Origin of the sequence: Shinella sp. WSD5-1 (assembly GCF_963942435.1) — a bacterium.
Taxonomy (GTDB): Bacteria; Pseudomonadota; Alphaproteobacteria; order Rhizobiales; family Rhizobiaceae; genus Shinella; species Shinella yambaruensis.
Window position 1 is genome coordinate 301,635 of the sequence record NZ_OZ012597.1, and the last position, 24,728, is coordinate 326,362.

Annotated in this window: 20 protein-coding genes; 4 read left to right on the forward strand and 16 right to left on the reverse strand. The window is 67.0% G+C overall.

Annotation, left to right across the window (positions count from 1 at the left end):
- Positions 1-135 precede the first annotated feature (135 nt).
- The 8 genes from pta to tauA form a co-directional block, all read right to left on the reverse strand.
- Entirely contained in the window at positions 136-1,137 is a 1,002-nt protein-coding gene (gene pta, locus AABQ55_RS24570) for a phosphate acetyltransferase (protein ID WP_272807585.1), read from the reverse strand.
- The gene (locus AABQ55_RS24575; protein ID WP_443021170.1) at positions 1,137-2,174 is read right to left on the reverse strand and encodes a YeiH family protein; all 1,038 of its coding nucleotides are present in this window, start codon (positions 2,172-2,174) and stop codon (positions 1,137-1,139) included. The genes pta and AABQ55_RS24575 overlap by 1 nt, the downstream gene beginning before the upstream one ends.
- A 72-nt stretch (positions 2,175-2,246) precedes the next feature.
- Positions 2,247-4,022, reverse strand: coding sequence for a sulfoacetaldehyde acetyltransferase (gene xsc / locus AABQ55_RS24580; protein WP_272807584.1), 1,776 nt, complete (start codon positions 4,020-4,022; stop codon positions 2,247-2,249).
- A 36-nt stretch (positions 4,023-4,058) separates the two neighbouring features.
- The gene (locus AABQ55_RS24585; protein WP_272807583.1) at positions 4,059-5,459 is read right to left on the reverse strand and encodes an NAD(P)/FAD-dependent oxidoreductase; all 1,401 of its coding nucleotides are present in this window, start codon (positions 5,457-5,459) and stop codon (positions 4,059-4,061) included.
- Positions 5,460-5,476: 17 nt separating this feature from the next.
- Entirely contained in the window at positions 5,477-5,863 is a 387-nt protein-coding gene (locus AABQ55_RS24590; RefSeq protein WP_272807582.1) for a nuclear transport factor 2 family protein, read from the reverse strand.
- A gap of 110 nt (positions 5,864-5,973) precedes the next feature.
- Positions 5,974-6,801: an ABC transporter permease subunit gene (locus tag AABQ55_RS24595; protein WP_272807581.1), complete on the reverse strand. Its 828-nt coding sequence runs from the start codon at positions 6,799-6,801 to the stop codon at positions 5,974-5,976.
- On the reverse strand, positions 6,794-7,606 hold the full coding sequence (locus tag AABQ55_RS24600; RefSeq protein WP_272807580.1) for a taurine ABC transporter ATP-binding protein: 813 nt from the start codon (positions 7,604-7,606) through the stop codon (positions 6,794-6,796). Before AABQ55_RS24600 ends, AABQ55_RS24595 begins: the two co-directional genes overlap by 8 nt.
- Before the next feature lie 84 nt (positions 7,607-7,690).
- Positions 7,691-8,710, reverse strand: coding sequence for a taurine ABC transporter substrate-binding protein (tauA, locus tag AABQ55_RS24605; protein ID WP_272807579.1), 1,020 nt, complete (start codon positions 8,708-8,710; stop codon positions 7,691-7,693).
- Between the two features lie 137 nt (positions 8,711-8,847).
- On the opposite strand from tauA, the gene pdxR reads away from it, so the two are divergent.
- Entirely contained in the window at positions 8,848-10,326 is a 1,479-nt protein-coding gene (pdxR, locus tag AABQ55_RS24610; RefSeq protein WP_272807578.1) for a MocR-like pyridoxine biosynthesis transcription factor PdxR, read from the forward strand.
- A gap of 35 nt (positions 10,327-10,361) precedes the next feature.
- Here pdxR and AABQ55_RS24615 read toward each other — a convergent pair whose 3' ends face one another.
- On the reverse strand, positions 10,362-11,354 hold the full coding sequence (locus AABQ55_RS24615) for an AraC-like ligand-binding domain-containing protein (RefSeq protein ID WP_244766195.1): 993 nt from the start codon (positions 11,352-11,354) through the stop codon (positions 10,362-10,364).
- A gap of 242 nt (positions 11,355-11,596) precedes the next feature.
- On the opposite strand from AABQ55_RS24615, the gene capB reads away from it, so the two are divergent.
- Genes capB through AABQ55_RS24630 form a run of 3 tightly spaced genes read left to right on the forward strand, consistent with a single transcriptional unit; the run spans position 11,597 to position 16,865 of the window.
- Positions 11,597-13,357, forward strand: a complete 1,761-nt coding sequence (capB, locus tag AABQ55_RS24620; protein ID WP_272807577.1) for a caprolactamase subunit beta — start codon at positions 11,597-11,599, stop codon at positions 13,355-13,357.
- A gap of 13 nt (positions 13,358-13,370) precedes the next feature.
- Positions 13,371-15,449: a caprolactamase subunit alpha gene (gene capA, locus AABQ55_RS24625; protein WP_272807576.1), complete on the forward strand. Its 2,079-nt coding sequence runs from the start codon at positions 13,371-13,373 to the stop codon at positions 15,447-15,449.
- A 60-nt stretch (positions 15,450-15,509) separates the two neighbouring features.
- On the forward strand, positions 15,510-16,865 hold the full coding sequence (locus AABQ55_RS24630) for a purine-cytosine permease family protein (protein ID WP_272807575.1): 1,356 nt from the start codon (positions 15,510-15,512) through the stop codon (positions 16,863-16,865).
- 77 nt (positions 16,866-16,942) lie between these two features.
- Here the strand turns inward: AABQ55_RS24630 and AABQ55_RS24635 are convergent, their stop codons facing one another.
- From AABQ55_RS24635 to AABQ55_RS24665, 7 genes are read right to left on the reverse strand one after another with little or no spacing between them, the layout of a single operon-like run.
- The gene (locus AABQ55_RS24635) at positions 16,943-18,244 is read right to left on the reverse strand and encodes an amidohydrolase (protein ID WP_272807574.1); all 1,302 of its coding nucleotides are present in this window, start codon (positions 18,242-18,244) and stop codon (positions 16,943-16,945) included.
- Between the two features lie 16 nt (positions 18,245-18,260).
- Entirely contained in the window at positions 18,261-19,163 is a 903-nt protein-coding gene (locus AABQ55_RS24640; protein WP_272807573.1) for a DMT family transporter, read from the reverse strand.
- Entirely contained in the window at positions 19,160-20,950 is a 1,791-nt protein-coding gene (locus AABQ55_RS24645) for an adenine deaminase (protein ID WP_272807572.1), read from the reverse strand. The genes AABQ55_RS24640 and AABQ55_RS24645 overlap by 4 nt, the downstream gene beginning before the upstream one ends.
- Positions 20,947-21,870, reverse strand: coding sequence for a nucleoside hydrolase (locus AABQ55_RS24650; protein WP_272807571.1), 924 nt, complete (start codon positions 21,868-21,870; stop codon positions 20,947-20,949). The genes AABQ55_RS24645 and AABQ55_RS24650 overlap by 4 nt, the downstream gene beginning before the upstream one ends.
- A gap of 5 nt (positions 21,871-21,875) precedes the next feature.
- Positions 21,876-22,904: an ABC transporter ATP-binding protein gene (locus AABQ55_RS24655; RefSeq protein ID WP_272807570.1), complete on the reverse strand. Its 1,029-nt coding sequence runs from the start codon at positions 22,902-22,904 to the stop codon at positions 21,876-21,878.
- The gene (locus AABQ55_RS24660) at positions 22,897-23,673 is read right to left on the reverse strand and encodes an ABC transporter permease (RefSeq protein ID WP_064332814.1); all 777 of its coding nucleotides are present in this window, start codon (positions 23,671-23,673) and stop codon (positions 22,897-22,899) included. Before AABQ55_RS24660 ends, AABQ55_RS24655 begins: the two co-directional genes overlap by 8 nt.
- Positions 23,670-24,497 (reverse strand): ABC transporter permease, encoded by an 828-nt coding sequence (locus AABQ55_RS24665; RefSeq protein ID WP_272807569.1) that lies wholly within the window; start codon positions 24,495-24,497, stop codon positions 23,670-23,672. Before AABQ55_RS24665 ends, AABQ55_RS24660 begins: the two co-directional genes overlap by 4 nt.
- Positions 24,498-24,728 lie beyond the last annotated feature (231 nt).

Genomic DNA, 24,728 nt, shown 5'->3' on the forward strand with positions numbered 1-24,728 from the left:
ATATGGCGCCGCCAGCCCGAAAGTCCATTTTCTCGCGCCTGGAAATTCGGCCGCGACGCCGAGCGCTGCGGTCGGCTCGTCGATGAGGGTCAGCGTAATGGCGACGCGCTGGGACGAAGGCATCCGCCCGGCGCGTCACGGGCTGGAACCGGCCTGCACCACCGTGACGGCGATCATGTGGAAGACGTCGTCGGCATTGCAGCCGCGCGAGAGGTCGTTGGCGGGCTTGGCAAGGCCCTGCAGGATCGGGCCGATGGCGGTGGCACCGCCGATGCGCTGGGCGATCTTGTAGCCAATATTGGCGGCATCGAGGTTCGGGAAGACGAAGACATTGGCCCCGCCGTTGAGGGCCGACCGCGGCGCCTTGGCGGCGCTGACGGCCTCGACGAAGGCGGTATCGAACTGCAATTCGCCGTCGATGACGAGGCCGGGCGCGGTTTCCTGCGCGAGCCGCGTTGCCTCCACCACCTTGGAGACGCGCTCATGCGCGGCGCTGCCGGCCGTCGAGAAGGAAAGCATCGCCACCTTCGCCGGCTTGCCGGCCAGCGCCTCGAAGGAGCGCGCCGAGCTGACGGCGATATCGGCAAGGCCCGCGGCATCGGGATCGACTACGAGGCCGCAATCGGCAAAGACGAAAGCACCCTTCTTCACATGGTGCGAGGCGCACAGCATCATCAGGAAGAAACTCGACACCAGGCCGACACCGGGCGCGCGGCCGATGGTCTGGAGCGCGGCACGCACCGTATCGGCGGTGGTCGCGACCGCCCCGCCCACCGTGCCGTCCGCCTCATCCTCGCGCACCATCATGGCGGCGAAGACGAGTGGCGTGCGCACCGCCGCGGCCGCCGCCGCTTCGTCCACGCCCTTGCTCCTGCGGAGCGCGTGATAGGCGGCGGCAAGACGCGGCGTGAGCGCGGACGATGCCGGGTCCTCGATGCGGATCTCCTCCGTCCCGGCGCCGGCCGCCGCCAGCCGCTCTTCGACGGTTTTCCGATTGCCGACGAGCGTGATCGCGGCAATGCCGGCGCGCACGGCGCGCAAGGCCGCCTCGACGACGCGCGGATCCTCCCCCTCGGCGAGCACGATGTGGCGCGGCGCGGCTTTCGCGGCTTCGAGAATGCGGTCGAGCGGTTTCATCAGGCGTGTCCCAGATAGTGAATGCCGACGAGGATGAAGAGGGCGATGAAGACGGTCTCGGCAACGATGAGCGCGACGGCATCGCCGCCGACATCCAGCACCCGGCGCAGCGACGTGCGCATGCCGACGGCGACGATGCCGGCAAGCAGCGCCCAGCGCGAGGTCTCCATGCCGGCCGTCGCGACCAGTTCGGGAACGAGGCCGAAGGAGTTGAGCGCGGCGAAGACCAGGAAGGCGACGACGAAGCCGGGCAAGAGCGGCGGGCGTTTTCCCGCCTCGCCTTCCAGCTGCGGCACGCTGCGCAGCGAGAGCGAATAGAACAGCACGACCGGCGCCAGCATGGTGACGCGGATCAGCTTGACCAGCGTCGCCGTCTCCCCCGCTTCCGGCGAGACGGAAAAGCCGGCACCGACGACCTGCGCCACGTCATGGATCGTGCCACCGAAGAAGATGCCGGTCGCCCGCGCGTCGAGCCCCATGGTCTGGGCGATGATCGGATAGGCGATCATGGCGAGCGTCGAGAGCACGGTGACGGAGAGCACGGTGAAGATCAGGTTGCGCTCGGAGAACTCGTTCTTCGGCAGCACGGCGGCGATCGCCATCGCCGCGGAAGCGCCGCAAATCGCGACGGATCCGCTGGTGAGCAAGGCAAGCCGCCAGCCGCGGCCGAGCAATTTCGCCGCAAGCAGGCCGAAGCCGATGGTGGCGACGAGCGCCGAGACGAGCAGCAGGATGGTGCCGGCGCCGAGTCCGATCAGGAGATCGACGCTGATGCGCATGCCGAGCAGCGCGACGCCGATGCGCAGCACATGCTTGGCGCAAAAATCGATGCCGGCGACGCAGCGCCCCTCTTCCGAGAGGAAATGGAAGGCAATGCCGAGCAGGAGCGCCATCAGCATGGCCGGTGCGCCGTAGTGATCGGAGAGGAACTGCGCGGCGACGGCCACGGCAGCGGTGACGGCAAAGCCCGGCCAGTAGGCGGCAAAGCCGGAGGGCATGCCGCGGAAACGGTCTTGGACGGAGGCGGCGAAGGTCATGATGTCGTTCCGTTCGCTTGCGGAAACCTCACCCGCCCGGATTTCCCGGGCGGGACATGGATCATGGGGCGATCAGGCCCGCTTCTGCGGGCGCATGTCGGCGCGGTCGATGCCGGCGACCGGCACCGGCTTCTTCATGGCGTCGCGGCGGAAGGGTTCGCCGAGTTCCTGGTTGAGGATGACCTCGACGAAGGTCGTCACGCCGTTCTTCTGGTCGGCGATGGCATTCGCCAGCGCCTCGGTGAGGGCCGCCGGCGTATCGACGGCGACGCCCTTCAGCCCGCAGCCCTCGGCCACCTTGGCGTAGCTGAGATTGGGGTTGAGCTCCGTGCCGACGAAGTTGTTGGCGTACCACAGCGTCGTGTTGCGCTTTTCCGCGCCCCACTGGTAGTTGCGGAAGATCACCATGGTGATCGCCGGCCAGCCCTCGCGGCCGATCGAGCCCATCTCGTTCATCGAGATGCCGAAGGCGCCGTCGCCGGCGAAGCCGACGACCGGCACGTCCGGGCAGCCGATCTTGGCGCCGACGATCGACGGGAAACCGTAGCCGCAGGGGCCGAACATCCCGGGCGCGAGATATTTCCGTCCCTGTTCGAAGGTCGGATAGGCATTGCCGATCGCGCAATTGTTGCCGATGTCGGTGGAGATGATCGCCTCCTTCGGCAGCGCCGCCTGGATCGCCCGCCAGGCCTGGCGCGGCGACATGCGGTTCGGCTCGCGGTTGCGGGCGCTCTCGTTCCATTCCGTGCCGACATCGTCGTCCTCGTGGTCCATCGAGGAGAGCTGCTGCTGCCAGGCCGAGCGGGTCTGGTGGATCGCCGCCTTGCGTTCCTCACGGCCGGCATCGCCGGCGGAGGGGGAGAGCTGTTCCAAGATCTGGCCGGCGACCTGTTTCGCGTCGCCGCAGATGCCGACCGTCACCTTCTTGGTGAGGCCGATGCGGTCGGCGTTGATGTCGACCTGGATGATCGCGGCATCCTTCGGCCAGTAGTCGATGCCGTAGCCCGGCAGGGTGGAGAAGGGATTGAGGCGCGTGCCGAGCGCCAGCACGACGTCGGCCTTCGAGATCAGTTCCATCGCCGCCTTCGAGCCGTTGTAGCCGAGCGGGCCGACCGCGAGGCGATGGCTACCCGGGAAGGCGTCGTTGTGCTGGTAGCCGCAGCAGACCGGCGCATCGAGCCGTTCGGCGAGCTTCATCGACGCGCCGATCGCCCCGCCGATGACGACGCCTGCCCCGTTGAGGATGACCGGGAACTTCGCCTCCGACAGCAACCTTGCCGCTTCGGCGATCGCCTGCGGGCCGCCGGCCGGGCGCTCGAAGCGCACGATGGCCGGCAGATCGACGTCGATCACCTGGGTCCAGTAGTCGCGCGGGATGTTGATCTGCGCCGGGGCACAGCCGCGCCAGGCCTTCTCGATGACGCGGTTCAGCACTTCGGGAATGCGCGAGGGATCACGCACCTCCTCCTGGTAGCAGACCATCTCCTTGAACATCGCCATCTGGTCGACTTCCTGGAAGCCGCCCTGGCCGATCGTCTTGTTGGCGGCCTGGGGCGTCACCATCAGCAACGGCGTGTGGTTCCAGTAGGCGGTCTTGATGGCCGTGATGAAGCCGGTGACGCCGGGGCCGTTCTGGCCGATGGCGATCGACATGGTGCCCGTCGCGCGGCTGAAGCCATCGGCCATCATGCCGGCATTGGTCTCGTGCGCGCAGTCCCAGAATGTGATGCCGGCCTTGGGAAACAGGTCCGACACCGGCATCATGGCCGAGCCGATGATGCCGAAGGCATGTTCGAGCCCATGCATCTGGAGGACTTTGACGAAGGCTTCCTCGGTGGTCATTTTCATGGCTGCTTCCTTTCCTTCGGAATTGGTTTCAATGGGTTAGAGGATTTCGTCGCGCAGGTAGTACCAGCGGTACATGCCCCACTGGCCGAGCCTACGGAACGGCGTCAGGAGCCCGTGGCTCGGCAGCGGCGAGGTGAAGATGGGAAGGTCGAGGCCGGCACCCTTGCCGGCGACCATTTGCGCCATGCGGCGTCCGGCCTGCGCCGAATACATGACGCCGTTGCCGCCATAGCCCATGGCGTAGAACAGTTTCTGCGCGGGGTCCGGCTGGAAGATGCGGGGCATCATGTCGTGGCTGACATCCACCCAGCCCCACCAGGAATAATCGATCCCGATGCCGCGCAGGATCGGGAACTTGCGGTAGAGCCCGTCGAGCAGCAGCGCGAGGTGTTTCGGGTTTGCAGCGTCGCGCCCGGTGATGGCGCTGCGGCTGCCGATCTGCACCCGGCCGTCCGGCAGCATGCGGTAATAGTGGCGGAGCGTGCGCGTGTCGGTGAGCGGAATGCGCGCCCTGAAGTTCAGCGCCTGCTGCTCGCTCTCCGTCAGCGGCCGGGTGACGACCGAGTTCGACAGGATCGGCATCAGTCGGCGCCGGGTCAGCACGTTCATGCCGGGGGACGTGTAGCCGGCCGTGGCGATGCAGACGGCGCGGGCGCGCACCGTGCCACCGGGCGTGCGAAGATAATGCACGCCGCCCTTCACCGTGCAGTCGAGCACCGGGCTCGACGTGTGCACCCTCGCGCCGAGCCGCCGCGCCAGGCGGAGATAGCCGAAGGCCAGCTTTGCGGCGTGGATGCCCATGCCGTCCGGCTCGTACATGGCGCCGCGCGCCTCCGCATCGCGCACGAAATCGCTGTGGATCTCCCCGCGCGAGACCATGCGGGCGCGATAGCCGAAGGTCTCGTTGAGGACGCGGACCTCGCTTTCCAGCGCCGGCAGCACCTTGTCGCGATGGGCGATATAGAGATGGCCGCCGTCCTGCGGGTCGCAGTCGATCCCGGGTTCACGGACCAGCGACCGGAACAGGTCGAACCCCTCGGCGATTTCCGCATGCATCCTGCGGGCGACGTCGACGCCCCAGCGGGCGATCCATTGCGAGCGCTTCAGGCGGCCGGCGGAAATCTGCGCCTGCCCGCCATTGCGGGTGCTGCATCCCCAGGCAACCCCGTTGGCCTCCAGCACCGTCGCCTTGATGCCGTGCTCGCGGGCGAGATGGATGGCGCAGGAAAGGCCGGTATAGCCGGAGCCGATGATCGCGACATCGACGTCCATGTCGCGCGTGACGGGGCCGTCGTCCTCCGGCTCGGGGCCGGCCGTGCCGATCCAGTAGGTCGGCGCGTAGTCCTTGCCGGTGCCCGGGGTCGGAGCCGTTTCCGGATCATAGGCGGGATCGAACGGCGCCCTGCCGGTCTTGGGAGGAATGGTGCGCAATTGCATGGCCGTGCTCCGAGCGTTCAGTACCGGGGTTGCAGGACCGGCCGGTTCTTCCGGAAAGCCTGCTTGCGGACGATCTTGCCGTTCGCGAAGGTGAAGAGGTCGCAGCCTTCCGCCTCGATGCGGCTGCCGTCGGCCGCCGTGCCGCGGAAGGTCCATTCGGAGACACCCCGGTCGCCGGCCGTAAAATGGCTGTGACCGGCCCATTCGGCATCCGGCATCGCCGTCCAGACGCCGCTGAAAGCGTCGGCGATCGCCCTGGCGCCCTCGATGCGGTTGCCGTGGACGTCCGGGCCACCGACCGCGTTGAACACGCAGTCCTCGGCGAAGAAGTGCATGACCCCATCGATGTCATGCCGGTTGAAGGCGTCGAACAGGGTTTTGAGATCGGTTGCGCTGAGTGTCATTGGGCAGTCCTCTGGCTTGTCGCAAGGCATGGCTCCGCCGGAGACGGGAAAGACCGTCTTCAAGGGCCGTCGGGGCCGGGTCGTTGGAGTGTCGGGCTGTCCGCCGCCGGTTAGATGCGCCCCTTCCAGGGGATCAGTGTCTTTTTGAGGTAGCGGATCAGGAGATCGAAGGCGAAGGCGAAGAGGCCGATGATGAAGATGCCCATGATCACCGTATCGCTTTCGAGGTTTTCGGCGGCGTTCAGCACCATGAAGCCGAGACCGCGGTTCGCGGCGACCATTTCGGCGGCCACCAGCGTCGTCCAGCCGACGCCGATGCCGATGCGCATGCCGGTGAAGATCTCCGGCAGGGCCGCCTTCATGATCACCTGGCCGATGACCTGGCCGCGGGTGGCGCCCATCGCATAGGCGGCGTGGATTTGCTCCGTCGAGACCGAACGCACCCCGGCCCTCGCGGCGATCGCCATCGGCGCGAAGATCGCCAGATAGATCAGAAACACCTTCGGGAACTCGCCGATGCCGAGCCAGATGATGACGAGCGGCAGGTAGGCGAGCGGCGGCAGCGGGCGGTAGAACTCGATGATGGGATCGAAGAGGCCGCGCACGAAGCGGTTGACGCCCATCAGGATGCCGATCGGCACCGCCGTGACCAGGGCCAGCAGGAAGGCGCCGAAGACGCGGCCGATACTGGCCATCGTGTGCTGCATCAGCGTGGAGTTCGAGACCCCTTCCGTCATCGCCAGCCAGAACTTCTCCCAGACCGAGAGCGGCGAGGGCAGGAAGAGCGGCTTGACCCAGCCGGATTCCGTCACGAGGAACCACAGTGCGACGAGCACGGCCGCCGTCACGAAGCTGATCAGGCCGCTGCTGCCATCGCCCGGGGCGCCGAAGATCTTGCCGGCCTTGGCGGGCTTGGCGCGTGTCACTCTGTCAAGCATGGGCCACCTCCGGGTTGCCGGACGCACGTTCGTCGCCGTAGATGATGCCGAGCACTTCCTCGCGCATGCGGATGAATTCCGGGCTCGACTTGATCGCGCGGGCATTGCCTTCGGCAAGGAAGCGGCGGTTGAAGTCGAGTTCGTAGGTATGGGTGATGCGGCCGGGGCGCGGCGACATGACGATCAGCCGCGAGCCGAGGAACAGCGCCTCCTCGACGCTGTGCGTGATGAAGAAGAACATCTTGTTGGTGAGTTGCCAGACCTCCAGCAGGAGTTCCTGGATAGTTTCGCGCGTCAGCGCGTCGAGTGCCGCCATCGGCTCGTCCATCAGAAGCATGGCGGGGTCGCAGGTCAGCGCCCGCGCGATGCCGACGCGCTGCTGCATGCCGCCCGACAGGTGATAGATCATGTGGCGGTGGAAATCCTGCAGGCCGACGAGGGCAAGGTTCTTGGTCGCGATCTCCCGCCGCGTCGCCTTGTCGACGCCGCGCAGCTTCAGGCCGAATTCGGTGTTCTCGATGACGTTGAGCCAGGGCAGCAGCGCATGCTTCTGGAAGACCACGCCGCGCTCGGCGCCCGGCCCGTTGACCCGGTGGTTGCCGAGCGAGATATCGCCTTCCGAGGGGGCCATGAAGCCCGCCATGAGGTTGAGCAGCGTGGTCTTCCCGCAGCCCGAAGCGCCGAGCGCGACGACGAAATCTCCGCTCTTGATGGTAAGGTTGACGTCTTTCAGGGCGATCACCGCCTGGTCCGAGTACAAGCCCGGATAGGTCAGACTGATGTTCCTGACGCTGAGTGTTTCCATGAGAAATGCCTCCCTGCACCTCGGTCACGGGTCTGGTGGACACACCGGCCGCGAAAGGCGGCCGGTGCAAGCGGCAAGACTATGCTATTTCGCAGCCGCCTCGGCGAAGCTCCCATTCACGTAGGGCGCATAGTCGTCCAGCGACTTGCCGATCTGCTTCTGCTCGACGAGGAACTTCGCGCTCTCGGTAAGCGCGCGGGTCGCCCCGCCGCCGAGCCATGTGTCCGAGGCCTGCTCGTCCGCGTTCGGGAAGGAGAGCAGCTCCAGCGCCTCCACCGTGCTCGGACCGTCGCCGCCGATGAGCTTGACGATACCCTGCACCTGCGGCGAATCCACCGTCCAGGCGGCCTTGTTGGCATTGTAGTCGGCGTAGGATTCGGCAAGAACCCTGGTGAAGGCCTCCATCAGCTTGGGGTTCTCCGCGGCCCAGGCCTTATCGACCACCAGCCCGTCGAAGGTCGGCACGCTGGCAGCGCCGATGACCTCGGAATCGGAGATCACCTTGCCGGTCTTCAGGATTTCCGACAGGGCCGGCGGCCAGACATAGGCGGCGTCGATATCGCCGCGCTGCCAGGCCGCGACGATCTGCGGCGGCTTCAGGTTGAGGATCTCCACCTCGCGCGGATCGATGTTCCACACCTTGTTCATGCCGACGAGCAGGTGGAAATGCGAGGTCGAGACGAAGGGCACGGCGACCTTCTTGCCCTTGAGATCCGCCGGCGTCTCGATGCCCGAGCCGTCACGGGCGACCAGCGCCTCGGACTTGCCGATATTGTCGAGGATCCAGAAAAGCTGGAGCTCGACGCCGCGCGTGGCCGCCGCCGCCGTGCCGGTCGAGCCGATCACGCCGATCGGCACGTCGCCCGAGGCGAGCGCCGTCGTGATGTCACCGGCCGACGAGAACTGGCGCCAGTCGATCGTATAACCCGCCTCCTTGGCGGCCGCGTCGAAGCGGCCATCGGCGATGGCGGCGACGAACGGGCCGACGATCTGCTGATAGCCGACGACCAGACTGGTTTGTGCGTAAGCGGCGCCTGACGCAAGAAGGCCTGCCAGAAGGCCGGCAGTGGTGGCCAGGCGATTGAAATTCTTGAAAAGCATCATCGTTCTCCTCATCGATTGGTGCTTGAGCCGGTTGCCCCGGTCTTCTTGACAAAAGTGATAAATGCGGCACCCCGCTTGCGTTATATCCAGTTTGGAAGTTGAATAAATCCAGATTGCCTCCCCGCAGCACGGACGCCATGCGCACCAACGTTTCCGAGACGATCTTCTTCATCGACCGGGAGAGCGGGCTGGGCCTGCAGGCACAGTTGCGGGAAACCGTGGTCTCCGCCGTGCTTGCGGGCCGCGTCCAGCCCGGCGCGCACCTGCCCTCGACCCGCAAGCTCGCCGACTACCTCCATATCTCGCGCATCACGATAACGCTCGCCTATCAGGAGCTGGTGTCGCAGGGCTATGTGGAGGCCGCGAACCGCAGCTCCTACCGCATCGCGAGCAATCCGCCGGGCAAGGGCCTGGAAAACGACCGTCCGTCGTCCGGTTCAGCCCCGGTGGACTGGGCGGGGAAGATGAAGATGGGGTTTGCGGTCGTACGCCAGGTGTCGAAACCGCTCGACTGGCGGCGCTACCCCTATCCCTTCCTCTATGGCCAGATGGACCCGTCGCTGTTCGACCTCAACGCCTGGCGCGATTGCGCCCGCCGGGCGCTGGCGCGCGAGGATTTCATCCTGATGGCAAGCGATTTCGCCGCTGCCGACGATGTCAGGCTCGTCAACTACATCTGCTCGCGCACCCTGCCCCGGCGGGGCATCCATGCGAACCCGGACGAGGTCCTCATCACCGTCGGCGCGCAGAACGCCTTGTGGATCGTCACCCGCCTGATCCTGGACAAGGGGTCCAGGGCGGTCTGCGAAAACCCCTGCCACCCCGATATCAGCGCCTCGCTGCTGCTCAGCGGCGCCAGGGTCACGACCGTCGACGTCGACGGCGAGGGCCTGCCGCCGGACGACCTGCCGGAGGATACCGACGCGGTCTTCGTCACGCCGAGCCACCATTCGCCAACGGGCGCGACCATGCCGATCGACCGGCGCACGCGGCTGCTGCAGGCCGCGGCGGAAAAGGACTTCGTCATCGTCGAGGACGACTACGAGTTCGAGATCAGCTATCTTGCCCCGCCCTCGCCGGCGCTGAAGGCCTTCGATTCCACCGGGCGCGTGCTCTATATCGGCAGCTTCTCGAAATCGCTGTTTCCCGGCCTGCGGCTGGGCTACCTCGTCGCGCCCGCCTCGTTCATCCGCGAGGCGCGCGCGCTCCGCTCCCTGATGCTGCGCCATCCGCCCGGCCACCTGCAACGCACCAGCGCCTATTTCCTCGCGCTCGGCCATTACGACGCCGTGCTGCACCGCATGCGCACGGAATACCACAAGCGCCACGTCCTCATGGCCGAGGCGCTGCGGCGGGAGGGACTGACGATCGCCGGGTCCTCCGCCTTCGGCGGCACGTCCTTCTGGATGGAGGGGCCGGAAGGGCTGGACGCCGACCGGCTGGTGCACGAACTGCGCCAGGACGGCGTGCTCGTCGAATCCGGCTCGCCGTTCTTTCCGGAGAGCGACAGGCCCTGCCGCTATTTCCGCATGGGCTATTCCTCGATCCCGCGCGCCAACATCGTCGAGGGCGTTTCGCGCGTACGGGCCTGCATCGACCGCCTTGCAGGCGGGTAAGCCGCCGGCCCGGCAGACGCTTGCCCACCGGGTTCCTATGAAAGCGCGGACTTGGCCGGCCCCGCGGCACCCTGCTGGCCGGCCCGGGCCTTCTCGCGGAATTCGCCCGGCGGCACGCCGAACTCGGCCTTGAAGACGCGGGAGAACTGCGTCTGGTCGCCGAAACCCCAGCGATAGGCGATCTCCGCAGCCGTCTGGAAATTGCCCGGATCTTCCAGCGCTTCCCGGCAAGCCATCAGCCTCTGGTCGCGGATCCAGCTGCGAACCGTCTGGCCCGTATCGCGGAACAGTTCGTGCAGGTAGCGGGTGGAAATGCCGCAGGCCCGCGCGATGCGCTCCGGGTCGAGGCGGAAATCCTGGAGATTGGCGCGCATATAGGCCTCGATGCGGGCGAGATGCGCGCCGCGCACGGTGGAATTGCCCGAAGTCAGCACCCGGTCGTCCGCCTTGATCGCCAGCACGAGCAGATCGACGAGCTGGCGGCCGACGGTCACGCGCGCCTCCTGCGTCATGCCGTCGAAACGGGCGGGCAGGAGATGCAGCATGTCGGTGAAGAGGCCGCCGGCCCCGTTGTTCGCCTCGAATTGCAGGGTGCAGAAGCGGTCCGGCGCGCGCATGCGGCCGGCCAGCGCATCGGCCTCCACCTTCAGCACCCACATGTCCGCCGGCTCGGCATGGCTGAACTGGTAGGGCTCGCTGCTGCGCTCCAGGAAGAAGCCGCCGGGCGGGCACTTGATGTCCTTGCCGCACTGGGAAAAGAACACTTCCGCCTTGGCCGGCACCGTGACCAGGAATTCCTCGTCGCGCGCGGCGCGGAAGTGATGCGGCAGGCGATGGTACTGCAAGGCGTCTGATGTGAGGCGCGAGATCGAGACGTCGCCGAACTGCCAGGTCGTCAGGTCGCCGGAAAACCGGTCGGCGTCACGAAAGCGCAGGTCGAGCGGAAAATAGGCCGAGGCGATGGCCTCGTGCCAGTGGCGGCTGCGGTCCGGCGCGCGTGTCGCGCTTGTGGTGATGCTCGTCTTCATGCGGCTTGCCCTCTTCGAACAAAGGTACGCACATGATTTTCGCCAGGCAACGAAAATGACAGCTTGTGCGCCCGCGCGCAATTCGTCGTTCCCGCGCTGCAAAGACCGGAGCGGAAAACTCTGCCTAGATTGACCCCGGCTTCAACGGTGCGACAGATACCGGCGGCTCAAGGGAACAGTCACATCAGCACTTCCAACGGTTTCCAGGCCGTCGGTTCTCGCCCTCAACCAGCGTGAACACGATGAACCATACCCAGACTTCAAAGGTAGACCCGATCACCCTTTCGGTCGTGCGCGGCATGCTCGAGACGACCCAGCGCGAAATGACGCTCGCGCTCGAAAAGACGGCGCGCTCGTCGGTCTTCAACCTGGCGCACGATTATTCGACGGCGCTGTTCAACGCCCGGCCGGAGATGATCCTGCAGGGCCAGGACATCCCGATCCATCTCGGCTCGCTCATCCCCGCCATGAAGGCGGTCGCCGCCTTCTTCGGCGACGACATCCACGAGGGCGACCTGTTCCTGCACAACGACCCGGCCTTCGGCGGCAGCCACGCCATCGACACCTGCATGTACAAGCCGGTCTTCTACAAGGGCGAGCTCGTCTACTGGACCGTCTGCAAGGGGCATCTCACCGACATCGGCGGGCCTGTTCCCGCCGGCTACAACCCCAACGCCACCGAGATCTACGCCGAGTGCCTGCGCATTCCGCCGGTCAAGATCTGGGACCGCGGCACGCCGCGCAACGACGTGCTCAACATGATCCTCACCAACATGCGCGCCCGCCGCGACCAGGAGGGCGACTTCCGGGCGCTGATCGGCGCCTGCCAGGTCGGCGAGCGCAACCTCATCGCCATGCTCGACAAATACGGCAAGGAGCAGGTCGACGCCTGCGTCGACACCTTGCTCGACATGGCCGACCGGCACATGCGCGCGCTGATCGCGACCGTGCCCGACGGCACCTACGAGGGCTCAGCCATCCTGGAGGATGCCGGCCACGGTTTCGGGGATTTCGAGATCAAGGCGACGGTGACGGTCACGGGCGACAGCTGCCACATCGCGATCGCCAGCCCGCCGCAGGTCCCCTATTTCATCAATTCCTACGAAGGCAACTCCCATTCCGGCGTCTATCTCGGCCTGATGATGTTCGCCGCCCTGCCACCACCCTACAACGAAGGCCTCTATCGCTGCGTCAGCCTCGATTTCGGGCCGAAGGGCACGCTCTGCAATGCGCAGGAACCCGCCCCGCACATGAACTGCACGACGACGCCGATGGAGACGCTGACCGACGCCGTGCGCCTCGCCTTCGAAAAGGCCATGCCTTCGAAGGTCTCCGCCTCCTGGGGCCACGCCAACGGCCTCAACATCGCCGGCCGCGATTCCCGCACCAACGAGGAATTCGTCACCATGGTGCTCGCCACCATCATCTCCGGCGGCGGCGCGACGCCCAAGCAGGACGGCTGGCATGCCGTCGGCCCGGAATGCTGCTTCGGTGCGCTCACCTCCGGCGACGTCGAACTGCTGGAATATTCCTACCCCATCGTCATCCACCGCTATTCGCTGATGACCGATTCCGGCGGAGCGGGAAAATTCCGCGGCGGCTCCGGCACCGCCTGGGAGGTGGAACCGCTCAACGGCGACATGCTGTGCATCGGTTTCGGCGAAGGCCGGCGCATTCCGGCGATGGGCGCGGCCGGCGCAAGATCGGCGATGCTCGACACCAAGGTCGGCCGCGTGGAGCTGCGCCGCGGCGGCAAGGTCGAGGTGGAGCGCAAGAACATCATTGAGACCATCAAGCCGGGCGAGACCATCACCAACCTCAACCCGGGCGGCGGAGGCTACGGCAATCCCTTCGAGCGGCCGGTTGAGAAGGTCGTGTGGGACGTGCGCAACGGCCTCGTCTCCATCGAAGGCGCGCGCGCCGATTACGGCGTCGCCATCGCCAACCCGCAAACCCTCGCCGTCGACGTCGCCGAGACCGCGCGGCTGCGCGCCAGTGAATAAAGGAAGACCAGACATGACCATGCATTCCTACCGTCTCGGTATCGACGCCGGCGGCACCTTCACCGACTTCGTCATCGCCGACCGCGCCAGCGGGGAGGTCAAGCTGTTCAAGGCGCTCTCCACGCCCACCGACCCGACGAAGGCCATCGAGAACGGCCTCGGCCTCATCGCCGCCGATCTCAGGAAGCCGATCGAGGAGATCATTGCGAGCTGCGACCTCTGCATCAACGGCACGACCGTCGGCCTGAACGCGCTGATCACCCATCGCGGCGGCAAGACGGGGCTGATCTGCACCGCCGGCCATGAGGATTCCATCGAGATCCGCAACGGCCACAAGGAGGACGGTTTCCGATACGACCCGGATTATCCGGCCGCGACCATGCTCGTGCCGCGCTATCTCCGACGCGGCGTGCGCGAGCGCATCCTGTCCGACGGCTCGGTACGCACCCCGCTGCACGAGGAGGACGTACGCGAGGCCTGCCGCCTGTTCCTGAAGGAGGGTGTCGAGACCGTCGCCATTTCCTTCGTCTGGTCGGTGCTCGACCCGAGCCACGAACGGCGCGCGGCGGAAATCGTGCGCGAAATGATGCCGGAGGCCATCCTCACCGTCGGCGGCGAGCTTTACCCGCAGGTGCGCGAATACACCCGCACCTCCACAGCCGTCACCAACGCCTATCTCGCCCCCGTCATGCGCCGCTACGTCGCCGCCGTCGACGCCTATTTCCGCACGCTCGGCGCCAAGCAGCCGGTGCGCTACTTCCAGTCGAACGGAGGGCTTGCGGTCGGCCAGGTGATGACCGACCGCTCCGTCTACGCCATCAATTCCGGCCCGGCCTCCGCGCCGCAGGCGGGGCTCTATGCCGGTGCGCCCTTCGACCACAAGAACGTCATCACCGTCGACATGGGCGGCACCTCCTTCGACATCACGCTCACCCGCAACGGCCAGACCAACCTCAACAAGAACATCGACTTCCTGCGCTACCGCATCGGCGTGCCGATGATCCAGGTCGAGACGCTGGGCGCAGGCGGCGGCTCCATCGGCTGGATCGATCCGCTCGGCCTCTTGCAGGTCGGTCCGCAATCGGCAGGCTCCGAGCCCGGCCCCGCCTGCTACGGCCGCGGCGGCACGGAGCCGACCACCTCGGATGCCAATCTCGTGCTCGGCTACCTCAACCCGGAGGGCCTGCTCGGCGGCAAGCTGCCGCTCGATATCGAGAAGGCGCGCGCGGCGGTGGCGCGCGTTGCAGAACCGCTCGGCATCTCCGTCGAGCAGGCGGCCTACGGCATGTTCGCCATCATCAACAACAGCATGGTCAACGGCATCCGCCGCGTCTCCGTCGAGCGCGGCTATGATCCGCGCGATTTCGTGCTGGTCGGCGCGGGCGGGGCGACGGCGGCGCATATCACGGCGCTGGCGGGCGAGATGGGCATCGACACGATCATCCTGCCGAAACTTGCCTCCGGCCTCTGCGCCTTCGGCCAGATCATCTCCGACGTCAAATACAACTACATGGCTCCCGCCCCGGTGCGCCTCGACAATGCGAGCGCCTACCCGCGCATCGACAGCCTGTTCCGCGAGATCGAGGAGAAGGGCGTCGCGCATCTGAAGGCGGACGGTTTTGCCGACGACGCGATCGCCATCAAGCGCTCCATCGACATGCGCTATGTCGGCCAGGTGCATGAATGCACGGTCGATATCGGCACGTTCCCGATCGACGAGACGACCATCGAAAAGGTCAAGGACGCCTTCCACGCCCGCCACGAGGAACTCTACACCTATGCCGAACGCCACAGCGCGGTCGAGGTCGTGAACCTCGAATCCACCGTCTACGGCCTCATCGAGAAGGTCCGCCCGCCGAAACTCGCCGAAGGCGGCGATGCGAAGGCGGCGCTCAAGGGCTACCGCGAGGCGATCTTCGACCAGTCCGGCAAGGCGATCTCCACGCCGATCTATGACGGCGCGAAACTTGGCGCGGGCGCCCGCATCGCGGGGCCGGCGATCATCGAGGAGGTGACGACGACCATCGTCATCGAGCCCGGCTGGACGAGCGTGCTGCATGAAAGCGGCAGCTACCTGCTGACGCGCACCTGAGCCAATGGCCCCGCCGCCACCGGCAGGGCCGCATCACCTGCAACAATCGAGGGGAACAAGATGGCAGGCAACCTATCGGCCACCGAAGCCGACAATTCGGATTTTTCCAACGTGGCGGTGCCGCCGCATGCCCGTATGCCCAGGGGCGCCTTGACCATGGCCTGGTGGGCGGTGTGCAGCGCCGTCTTCTATATCGTCGTCGGCGCGGCGATGGCGCTGAATTTCGGCACGCGCAACGCCATCATCGGCATCGTGCTGTCGGTCGTCGCCTATGGCGTCGTCAATGCGGTGCTGAGCCGCTTCGCCATCCGCACGGGGCTTTCCGTGGCGCTGTTCTCGCGCGTCCTCTTCGGCAATGTCGGGGCGGGGCTGGCAACGCTGATCTTCTGCGCCACGGCGATCTACTACGCCGTCTTCGAGGGCTCGGTCATCGCCGTCGGCATCAACACCGTGCTGCCGTCGATCTCCTATCCGCTCGCAGCCCTGATCGTCGTGCTCTACAGCGTGCCTCTGATCTTCGGCAGCATCCAGACCTGGCTCGACAAGTTCAACGGCGTGCTGCTGCCCTTCTACATCCTCGGCCTGATCGTCGCCGTCGCGCTCGCCATCGGCGAATACGGCTACAGCGACAAGTGGCTGAACCTCGGCCCGGAAACCGGCGCGCCGGCCGGCGGCTGGTGGTCCTGCTTCGTCTATTACATGGGCGTCTGGGTGCTGATGATGTTCACCTTCGACTATGCCCGCTTCGGCCGGCAGGAGGACGCCGGCTATCATGCCTGGTTCAACTTCGGCACGCCCTTCTATGCCGTCGCCTTCCTGGTCAGCGGGCTTTTCGGCATGTTCATGATCGGCACCGTGCCGGATCTCGGCGCACTCTCGGAGGTCAGCGTGCTGCTGGCGCTCCTGAAGCTCATGGGCATCTGGGGCCTCGCCTTCGTCTGGGTCACCCAGACGCGCATCAACACGGCGAACTACTACCTTGCCGCCGTCAACCTCGAAGCGCTGGTGCAACTCTTCGGCCGCCTGCCCTTCGGACGCGTTGGCTGGGCGATCGCGGTCGGCGTCATCGTCTATCTCCTGATGCTGGCCGACGTCTTCGCCTACCTGCTCCAGGCCCTCGCCTACCAGGGCATCTTCGTCGTCGCCTGGGTCGCCGTCGCCATGGCGCATATCCTGATCGACCGCTACAGCACGCTGGTGGGGCCTGCCATCGAATACCGCTCCAGCCATGTGCCGGCCTTCAACCCGCTCGGCATCAGCGCCTGGTTCATCGCCGCAGCGGTCGGCATCGCGCTGCATGTCTGGGGTGGCACCTATGCGGAGCTCTCGGCGCCGGCGACCGCGGTCCTCGCCTTCTCCATCTATGCCGCGGGGCTAATGCAGGCGCGTCGCTCCTGGTTCCTAGTGGCGGGCTGAGCCCAACGGCCGTGCCCCATTTGCGGGGCACGGTCCCTTATTCGCCCCGTCCGGCTGCCGGGCGCTGATGCGACATGCTACCGGCCGCCCTGCGTCCCCAGCAGCCGCTGTGCGACGCCCGCGAACAGCGCCACGCCGGTTTCCAGCGACGCCTCGTCGATATCGAAATCGGCGGCGTGGTGCACGGCAGGAATGTCGCTGCCGATGATGCAATAGGCGGCCGAACCGCCGTTCTCCCGCACGCGGCGGATCATCAGGCAGGCATCGTCGCCGCCGCCGATCGACCATTCCGGCAGCACCTCGGTTACGCCGGGCAGGCCCCGGGCGACCGCGGCGATGAGCTCGGCGGCGTCCCGGCTGTTCTCGTTGCCGGGCATATGGCTCTTGCGCACGATCTCCACGTCGCACTGCTGCATGGCGGCGGCACCCTCGATGACCGCGTGCAGCCGCTCGACCATGTAGTCATGCGCCGCACGGTCGTCGGCCCGCACCTCCACCAGCATCTCGCAGGTATCGGCAACGATGTTGAAGGCCGTGCCGGCGGTGAGCATACCGACATTGACGAAGGTCTCTGCACCGGCAAAACGCGAAACGCCGTGCAGGCCAAGCGCTGCCGCGGCGCCCGCCAGCAGCGCGTTGCGCCCCTCCTGCGGGCCCATCGCCGCATGGGCAACGGCGCCGCGGAACGTGACGACGAAGCGGCTCGAGAACAGGAAGCCGACGGCGCTGGCGCCGATCTTGCCGGAGGGCAGCAGGCAGCCGAGATGACCGACGAAGAGATGATCGACCCCTTCGACCGCGCCGCCCGCCACCATGGGCGCGGCGCCGCGCGCACTCTCCTCGGCCGGCTGGAAGATCAGGCGCAGGGTGCCGGAAAGCCCCTTTTCCCGGCTGAGCCGTCGGGCAAGGGCAAGGCCGATGCCGACATGCCCGTCATGGCCGCAGGCATGCATGCGCCCGGCAAAGCGGGAACGGTAGTCCTCCGCGTTCGGCCGGTGCTCCGCCGCCTCGGTCTCGCTGACCGGCAGGGCATCCATGTCGAAGCGGAAGGCGACGACGGGACCTTCGCCAAAACGGTAGTCGGCGACGACGCCCGTCAGGCCGTCCGGCATGCGCTCCATCCAGGCGGGGTCCCCGCCCGCGGCAAGCGCCGCCCGCCTCGCATCCGCCACCTGCCCGGCCGACGGCGGATCGATGACCGCGTCGTAGTCCATCACCTCGCGGCCGGTGCGCACGGCAAAACCGAGATGATCGAGATAGGCAGCGATGCGCGAGGCCGTGCGGTATTCGAGGAAGGCGGTTTCCGGATGGCGATGCAGGTCGCGGCGCACGAGCACGGCGGGCGCATTGCTGGCGGCGATCATCTCGGCAAGGGTCATGGTGGTTCCTGTCGGTTTAGCCGCGGCTGGCGAGGGAGACGCCGAGCGTCGCGATGGAAAGACCGGCGATCTGGACGATGGTCAGGCTTTCGCCGAAACCGATCCAGGCCATCAGGGCCGAGACGCCGGGCACGAGGAAGAAGAGCGAGGACACTTTCGACAGCGCCCCGCGGCGGATCATGTGCAGGAGCAGGAGGATCGCCCCGAGCGACATGCCGAAGACCGACCAGGCAAGGCCGATCCACAATGGCACCGCCGTCGCATCGAAGCCCGGGCCGCCGACGAAGGGCACGAGGACGGCCGTCGGAACCAGCGCGCCGATATATTGCACGGCCGTGTTGGTCAGCGGATCGGCGGTGATCTTCGTGCGTTTCACCAGAATGGAGCCGGTGGTGATGGCAAGAACCCCGGCAAGGCAGACGAGAAGCGGCACGAGGGGGATGCCGCCGGCATCCGTCGCGCCGAGCTTCGGCGCCAGCGTGACCAGCGTGCCGACGGCACCGATGACGATGCCGATGGCGCCGCGCCGCGACATGCGCTCGCCGAGCACCCGCCCCGCAAGAAGCGTCACGAGCAGCGGCTGCATGCCCGCCATCAGCGCAGAGATCGCCGTCGGCAGGCCGTTCGCCACCGACCAGAAGACACCGCCGAGATAGACGCCGTGGATCAGCACGCCGGCCATCAGCGCCTGCCGCCATTCAAGACGCGAGCGCGGCCAGGCCGCGCCCTTCCAGAGCGCGATGGCGGCAAGCGCCAGGAAGGCGAGAAAGAAGCGCACGGCAAGGAAGGTCAGCGGCTCCGCATGGGGCGCGACGAGCCGCGCCAGCACGAAGCCGCTCGACCAGAGCGGCACGAAGACCGCCGGCAGCAGCAGGCCGGTGCTGGCCGATGGGACGATGGCGTTGGCAGGCGTGCTCACGAGAGGCCCCGGATGCTCAGGACCGGGCTTTCGAGCAGCGCGCCGGTCGTGCCGTCGGCAATGCCGCGGTCGGTCTGGTGCGGGCCGGCATTGCAGGCGAGCGTCGCGCCGAAGACGGCCTTGAACACCAGATAGGGCGGCTGCCAGTCGACGATGCCGTCTGCCGCGGCGCGCAGCGCCGAGAAGGCGCCGGCCACATCCTCGAGCGGCGCATCCGAGATCAGGCCGGAAAGCGGCAGCGCGAGCAGCGCCAAAACCCTCCCATCGGCCGCGACGGCCATGCCGCCACCAGCCGCGATCACCGCATTGGCGGCGACGGCCATGTCCCGCGCATTGCCGCCGAAGACCGTAAGGTTGTGGCTGTCATGCGAGACGGTGGTGGCAAGCGCGCCGCGCCATTCGCCCCAGCCCGAGAGGAAGCCGACACGCGGGCGCGCATCCGCCTTGCCGTGCCGGTGCGCCACGGCGATGAGCGTGGTGCCGACGGGGGGGACGACGAAACCGTTCTCGACCCGTGCGACGGCCTCGGCCCATTCGGTGAAGCGCGGTCTTGCGATGACGGCGACGGTCGCCTCGCTGCCCGCGCAGGGAATGCGGAAATCATTTTCCGCAAGCGGCGAGAGATGCATGGAGCCGCGGAGCGGCGCCGCATCGACTTCCTCCGCCGCTTCGATGAGCGCACCATCGCGGGCGACGAGACGGCCGCTGCAAAAGACCAGTTTCGCGTGGAAATCGGCAAGGTCCCGGAAAAGCACGATGTCGGCGCGGCGGCCGGGGGCGATGAGGCCGAGGTCGGTGCGGCCGATGCGGCGGGCGGCGTTCAGCGTTGCGGCCTGCAGAGCCGATTCCGGCTTCATTCCGTAGCGCACGAGGCGGCGCACCACGTCGTCGAGGCCGCCGGCATGGAAAAGATCGTCCGGGAAGACGTCGTCGGTGCACAGCGTCACCGTCTGCGGGAATTGCGGCAGCACATTGAGGGCGGCGACGCATTCGGGCAGCAGGTGATCGTGCGAGCCGCGCAGCTCGATGGTGAGGCCGGCACGCAGCTTCTGCAGGAGGTCCTCGCCCGAGACGATCTCGTGATCGGAGCTGATGCCCGACGTGACGAAGGCCTGCAGGTCGGCGCCTTCCAGGCTGCGGGCATGGCCGTGGATCGGCTTGCCGGAGCGGCGGCCGGCGGCGAGGATGGCGCTCATGCGCGCCCGCCCCTCGATGACGGCGCGCATGTCCATGACCTCGGCGATGCCGCCGATCTCCGGGCGGGCGAGCAGCGCGGCGATGGTTTCGGCCGGAAGATCGGCGCCGGCCAGTTCCAGGCCCGGCGCCGACGGCACGCAGGAGGGCGCGAGCAGCACATGGCGCTGCGCCAGCACGCGCGCCGCCTCCGCCGCCCAGTCGACGCCGGCGACGCCGTGCACATTGCCGAGCTCGTGCGGATCCCAGACGAGCGTCGTGACGCCGCGCGGCAGGATCGCCGCGGCATAGCGGGCGGGCGTGATCATCGAGCTTTCGACATGCATATGCGTGTCGATGAGGCCGGGCGAGACGAAAAGCCCGACGGCATCGATCGTTTCCGCGGCATCCCGGCGGGCATCCGGCGCATGGACGCTGGCGATCAGCGGGCCGACGAGACCGATATCGGCGGGACGTTGCTCGCCCGTCACCATGTCGACCAGCATGCCGCCACGGATAAGGATGTCGAAGGGGCGGTCGCCACGGGCGGCCGCGACGGCGTTTTCCCTCAAGGTTTCGTCGTCGAGATCGCGGGCGTCGGTCCGGCCGGTCATCGCCGCGCCTCCGCGATCAGCGCGCCGAGGATGAGGGCACGGGCAGCGTCCACGTCGATATCGGAGGCGAAGGCGGCGTTGCGCCTTTCCTCGGGTGCACGGACATCCACCACGGTGCGGCCCCGGGTCAGCGCGCCGGAAAGCTCCGCGTCGATGCGGGCCGCGGTGAAGGTCACGGCCTCCGGCCGCACGAAAACGACAGCGGCGCACGGATCGTAGATCGCCATGCCGGGGCGGCCGCGGCTCGTCCCTATGGAGATGTATCCGGCGAGAAGGTCGGCCAGCAGCTCGGCATTCCGGCCACCCGCGGCACGGACGGGCGCGACGTCGTCCAGATAGGCGATGACCTTGCGGCAGAGGTCGAGATCGACCATGCGGAGCGGCAGGCCATGGGCGAGCACGATGGCGAGCGCTTCCGGGTCGGCGAACGCATTGAATTCGGCAGAGGCCGTGTGGTTGCCGGCGGTGACGCCGCCGCCCATCCAGGTGAGATCGCCGATCTTCTTCGCAAGGTCCGGCCGCGCGAGCGCCAGGGCGGCGATGTTGGTGAGCGGGCCGAGGGCGAGGATGCGGCGCGGGCTTTGCGCCGTCTCCAGCCAATGGCAGAGGGCGGTGAAGGCATCGCTTTCCGGCAACAACGGGGCGGCGGGCAGGCTGCGGCCGGCGGTCAGCATGCCGGCTTCGGAGAGGATGTTTTCCGCGGTTTCGAGACGGCCCAGGACCGGTAGGGCGCGGCCGTCGTGGATGGGAAAGGTCCAGCCGAAGGCGGCGGCCGCCGAGGCCGCGTTCTGGCGCACCCGCGCAAAACCGGAATTGCCGAAGACCAGCGAAACGCCGTCGATGGGCTCCTTCGCGTGCGCCACCACGAGGATGGCGGCGATGTCGTCGAAACCCATATCCGTATCGATCCAGACGCCCATGGCGGTCACGCGAAGCGCTGGAGCGGCGCGGCCGCCTTCAGCGGCAGGTCGAAGGAAAGTTCCGTGCCGAGTTCATGGACCGGCAGCGCGGCGCTGACCTCGGCGGTGATGGGTCCGAGCGGCGTGTCGAGCAGGTATTCGCGCAGATTCCCGGTGAAGGAGACGCTCTTCACCCGGCCCTTGAACGGGCCCGTATCCAGCGCCACGCCGGCGGGACGCCAGGCGAAGCCGGCGGCGTTCCGGGGCAGTGTCTCGTGGAGGGCGACCGCGCCGGCGGGGGTGGCGAGCTTGCCGTCCTTCAGCGCGAACACGTTCTCGAAGCCGACGAAATCGGCGACGAAGGAGGAGACGGGAGTGTTGTAGATCTCCTCCGGCGTGCCGATCTGCTCGATCAGGCCCTCGCGCATGACCACGATGCGGTCGGCGAGCGACAGGGCCTCGGCCTGGTCGTGGGTGACGAAGATCATGGTGACGCCGGTCTCCTTCTGCACGCGCTGCAGTTCGGCGCGCATCTCGACGCGCAGGCGCGCATCGAGGTTGGAGAGCGGTTCGTCGAGCAAGAGCACCTTCGGCTCCATCACCATGGAGCGGGCGAGCGCCACGCGCTGCTGCTGGCCGCCGGAGAGTTCGGCGGGCTTGCGGCCGGAGAAGGCGGAAAGGCCGACGGATTTCAAGCCGGCGGTGACGCGCGCCTCGATATCGGCGGCCGGCATGCGCTTCAAACGCAGGCCGAAGGCGACGTTCTCGAAGACCGTCAGGTGCGGGAAGAGCGCGTAGGACTGGAAGACCAGCCCGACATTGCGCTTGTTGGCGGAGACGCGGGTGATGTCCGTGCCGTCGAGCGTGATGCGGCCGGAGGTCGGCGTGAGAAGGCCGGCGATCGAGCGCATGGTCGTCGTCTTGCCGCAGCCGGAGGGGCCGAGGAAGGCGACGAGCTCGCCCTTTCTGATATCCAGGTTGAATTTATCGACGGCGATCGAGTTGCCGTAGGAGAGCGTCAGGTTTTCAAGCGAGAGGAAGGCGCGATCAGACATAGCGGGAGAATCCAAGGAAGCGTTCTGCGAGGAAGACGATGCCGATCGACATCAGGGCGAGAAGCGCCGACAGCGCAGCAACGGAGGGATCGTAGGTGGTTTCCATGTAGGAGAGCATGTCGATGGGCAGCGTGCGCACGCCGGGCCCCGAGAGGAACAGCGAGACGGGCACCTGGTTGAAGCTCGTCACGAAGCCGAGGATGAAGGCGGCAAGGATGCCCGCCCGGATATTCGGCAGCACCACCATGAAGAACGCGCCGAGACGGGTGGCGCCGAGCAGCACCGCCGCCTCCTCCATGTCGGAGCGCAGGTTGTTGAAGGAAGAGGAGACGACGCGCACCGTATAGGGCAGCACGAGGGCCGTATGGGCAAGGAACAGCGCGACCCCGATCGAGAAGCTGAAGGGCACGACGAGGTAGCGCAGGAGCGCGAGGCCCACGATGATGCCCGGCACGATGATCGGCAGGGTGACGACGGTGCTCACCACCTCGCCGAAGGGCAGCTTGTAGCGCGACAGCGCATAGGCCGCCGGCACGCCGAGCAGGAGCGCGACGAAGGTGCCGCCGACCGCAAGGATCATCGACATGATGAAGCTGTCGCGGAAGCTCTCGACGGTGAAGACCTTGACGATCCATCGCAGCGACAGGCCCTGCGGCGGGAAGGCGAGCGTATCGCCGGCCGAAAGCGAGGCGGCGACGATGATCAGGAACGGGCCGATCAGGAAGACGATCAGCGCGGTGAGGATGGAGAAGGAAAGCGTGCGGTTCATCGCTTGTTCCTCGCGGTGGCGAGCCGTTTCAGGAGAAGGTTCGCGGCAAAGCACATGGCGATCAGGATGAAGGCGATGACGCTTGCGGAGACGAAATCGTTGGCGACGGTGACGCGCTGGAAGAGCAGCGTCTCCAGCATCAGCACCTTGGAGCCGCCGAGGATGGCAGGCGTGATATAGGCCGTCAGCGAGCCGGTGAAGACCAGGGTGCCGCCGACGACGAGGCCTTCGCGCGTCAAGGGCAGGATGACCTTCCAGAACACCTGGAACCAGTTGGCGCCGAGCACACGGGCGGCGAGGATGGCATCCTTCGGCATGTTTTCCAGCGCGCTGATCAGCGACAGGATCATCAGCGGCAGGAAGAGCTGCAGGAGGCCGATGAAGACCGCCGTCTCGGTGAAGAGCAGGCGGATCGGCTCGTCGCTGAGGCCGACGGCCTGCAGCGCCTGGTTGACGATGCCGGTGCGGCCGAGGATGACGATCCAGGCATAGGTGCGCGCGACCGGCGAGATCATCAGCGGCAGCGAGATGAGGCCGATCATGCGGCCCTTGCCGGACGCGCTGAGATTGACGATGGCGAAGGCGGCGGCATAGCCGATGATGGCGGACACCACGGTCACAGCGATGCCGAGCTTGAACGTGCGCACCAGCACGAGCCGGTTCAGCGGCTCGGAGAAGAAGTTGGTGTAGGCGGAAAGCGTCCAGCCGGCCGGGCTGCGGAAGCCCTCTGCCAGCACGATGACGACCGGCACCAGGAAGATGACGGTGGCGAAGACGGCGGCCGGCAAGGCCAGCGCCAGGGCTTCAGCGCGATTTTGAAACATGCGTGCTCCTGCCGAAAGGGGGCAGCGTTCGGGGTGGTGGGAAGCGCAGGAACGATCGCATGTGGAGATTGCCCCTCATCCGGCCTGCCGGTCACCTTCTCCCCGCAGGCGGGGCGAAGGAGATATGCCGTACCGGTTTCCCCAGTTCCTCAACGGTTCGTGGGGCAAGTCCCCTCTCCCCGCTTGCGGGGAGAGGGTTAGGGTGAGGGGCAATTTAATGCGATCGCCTTC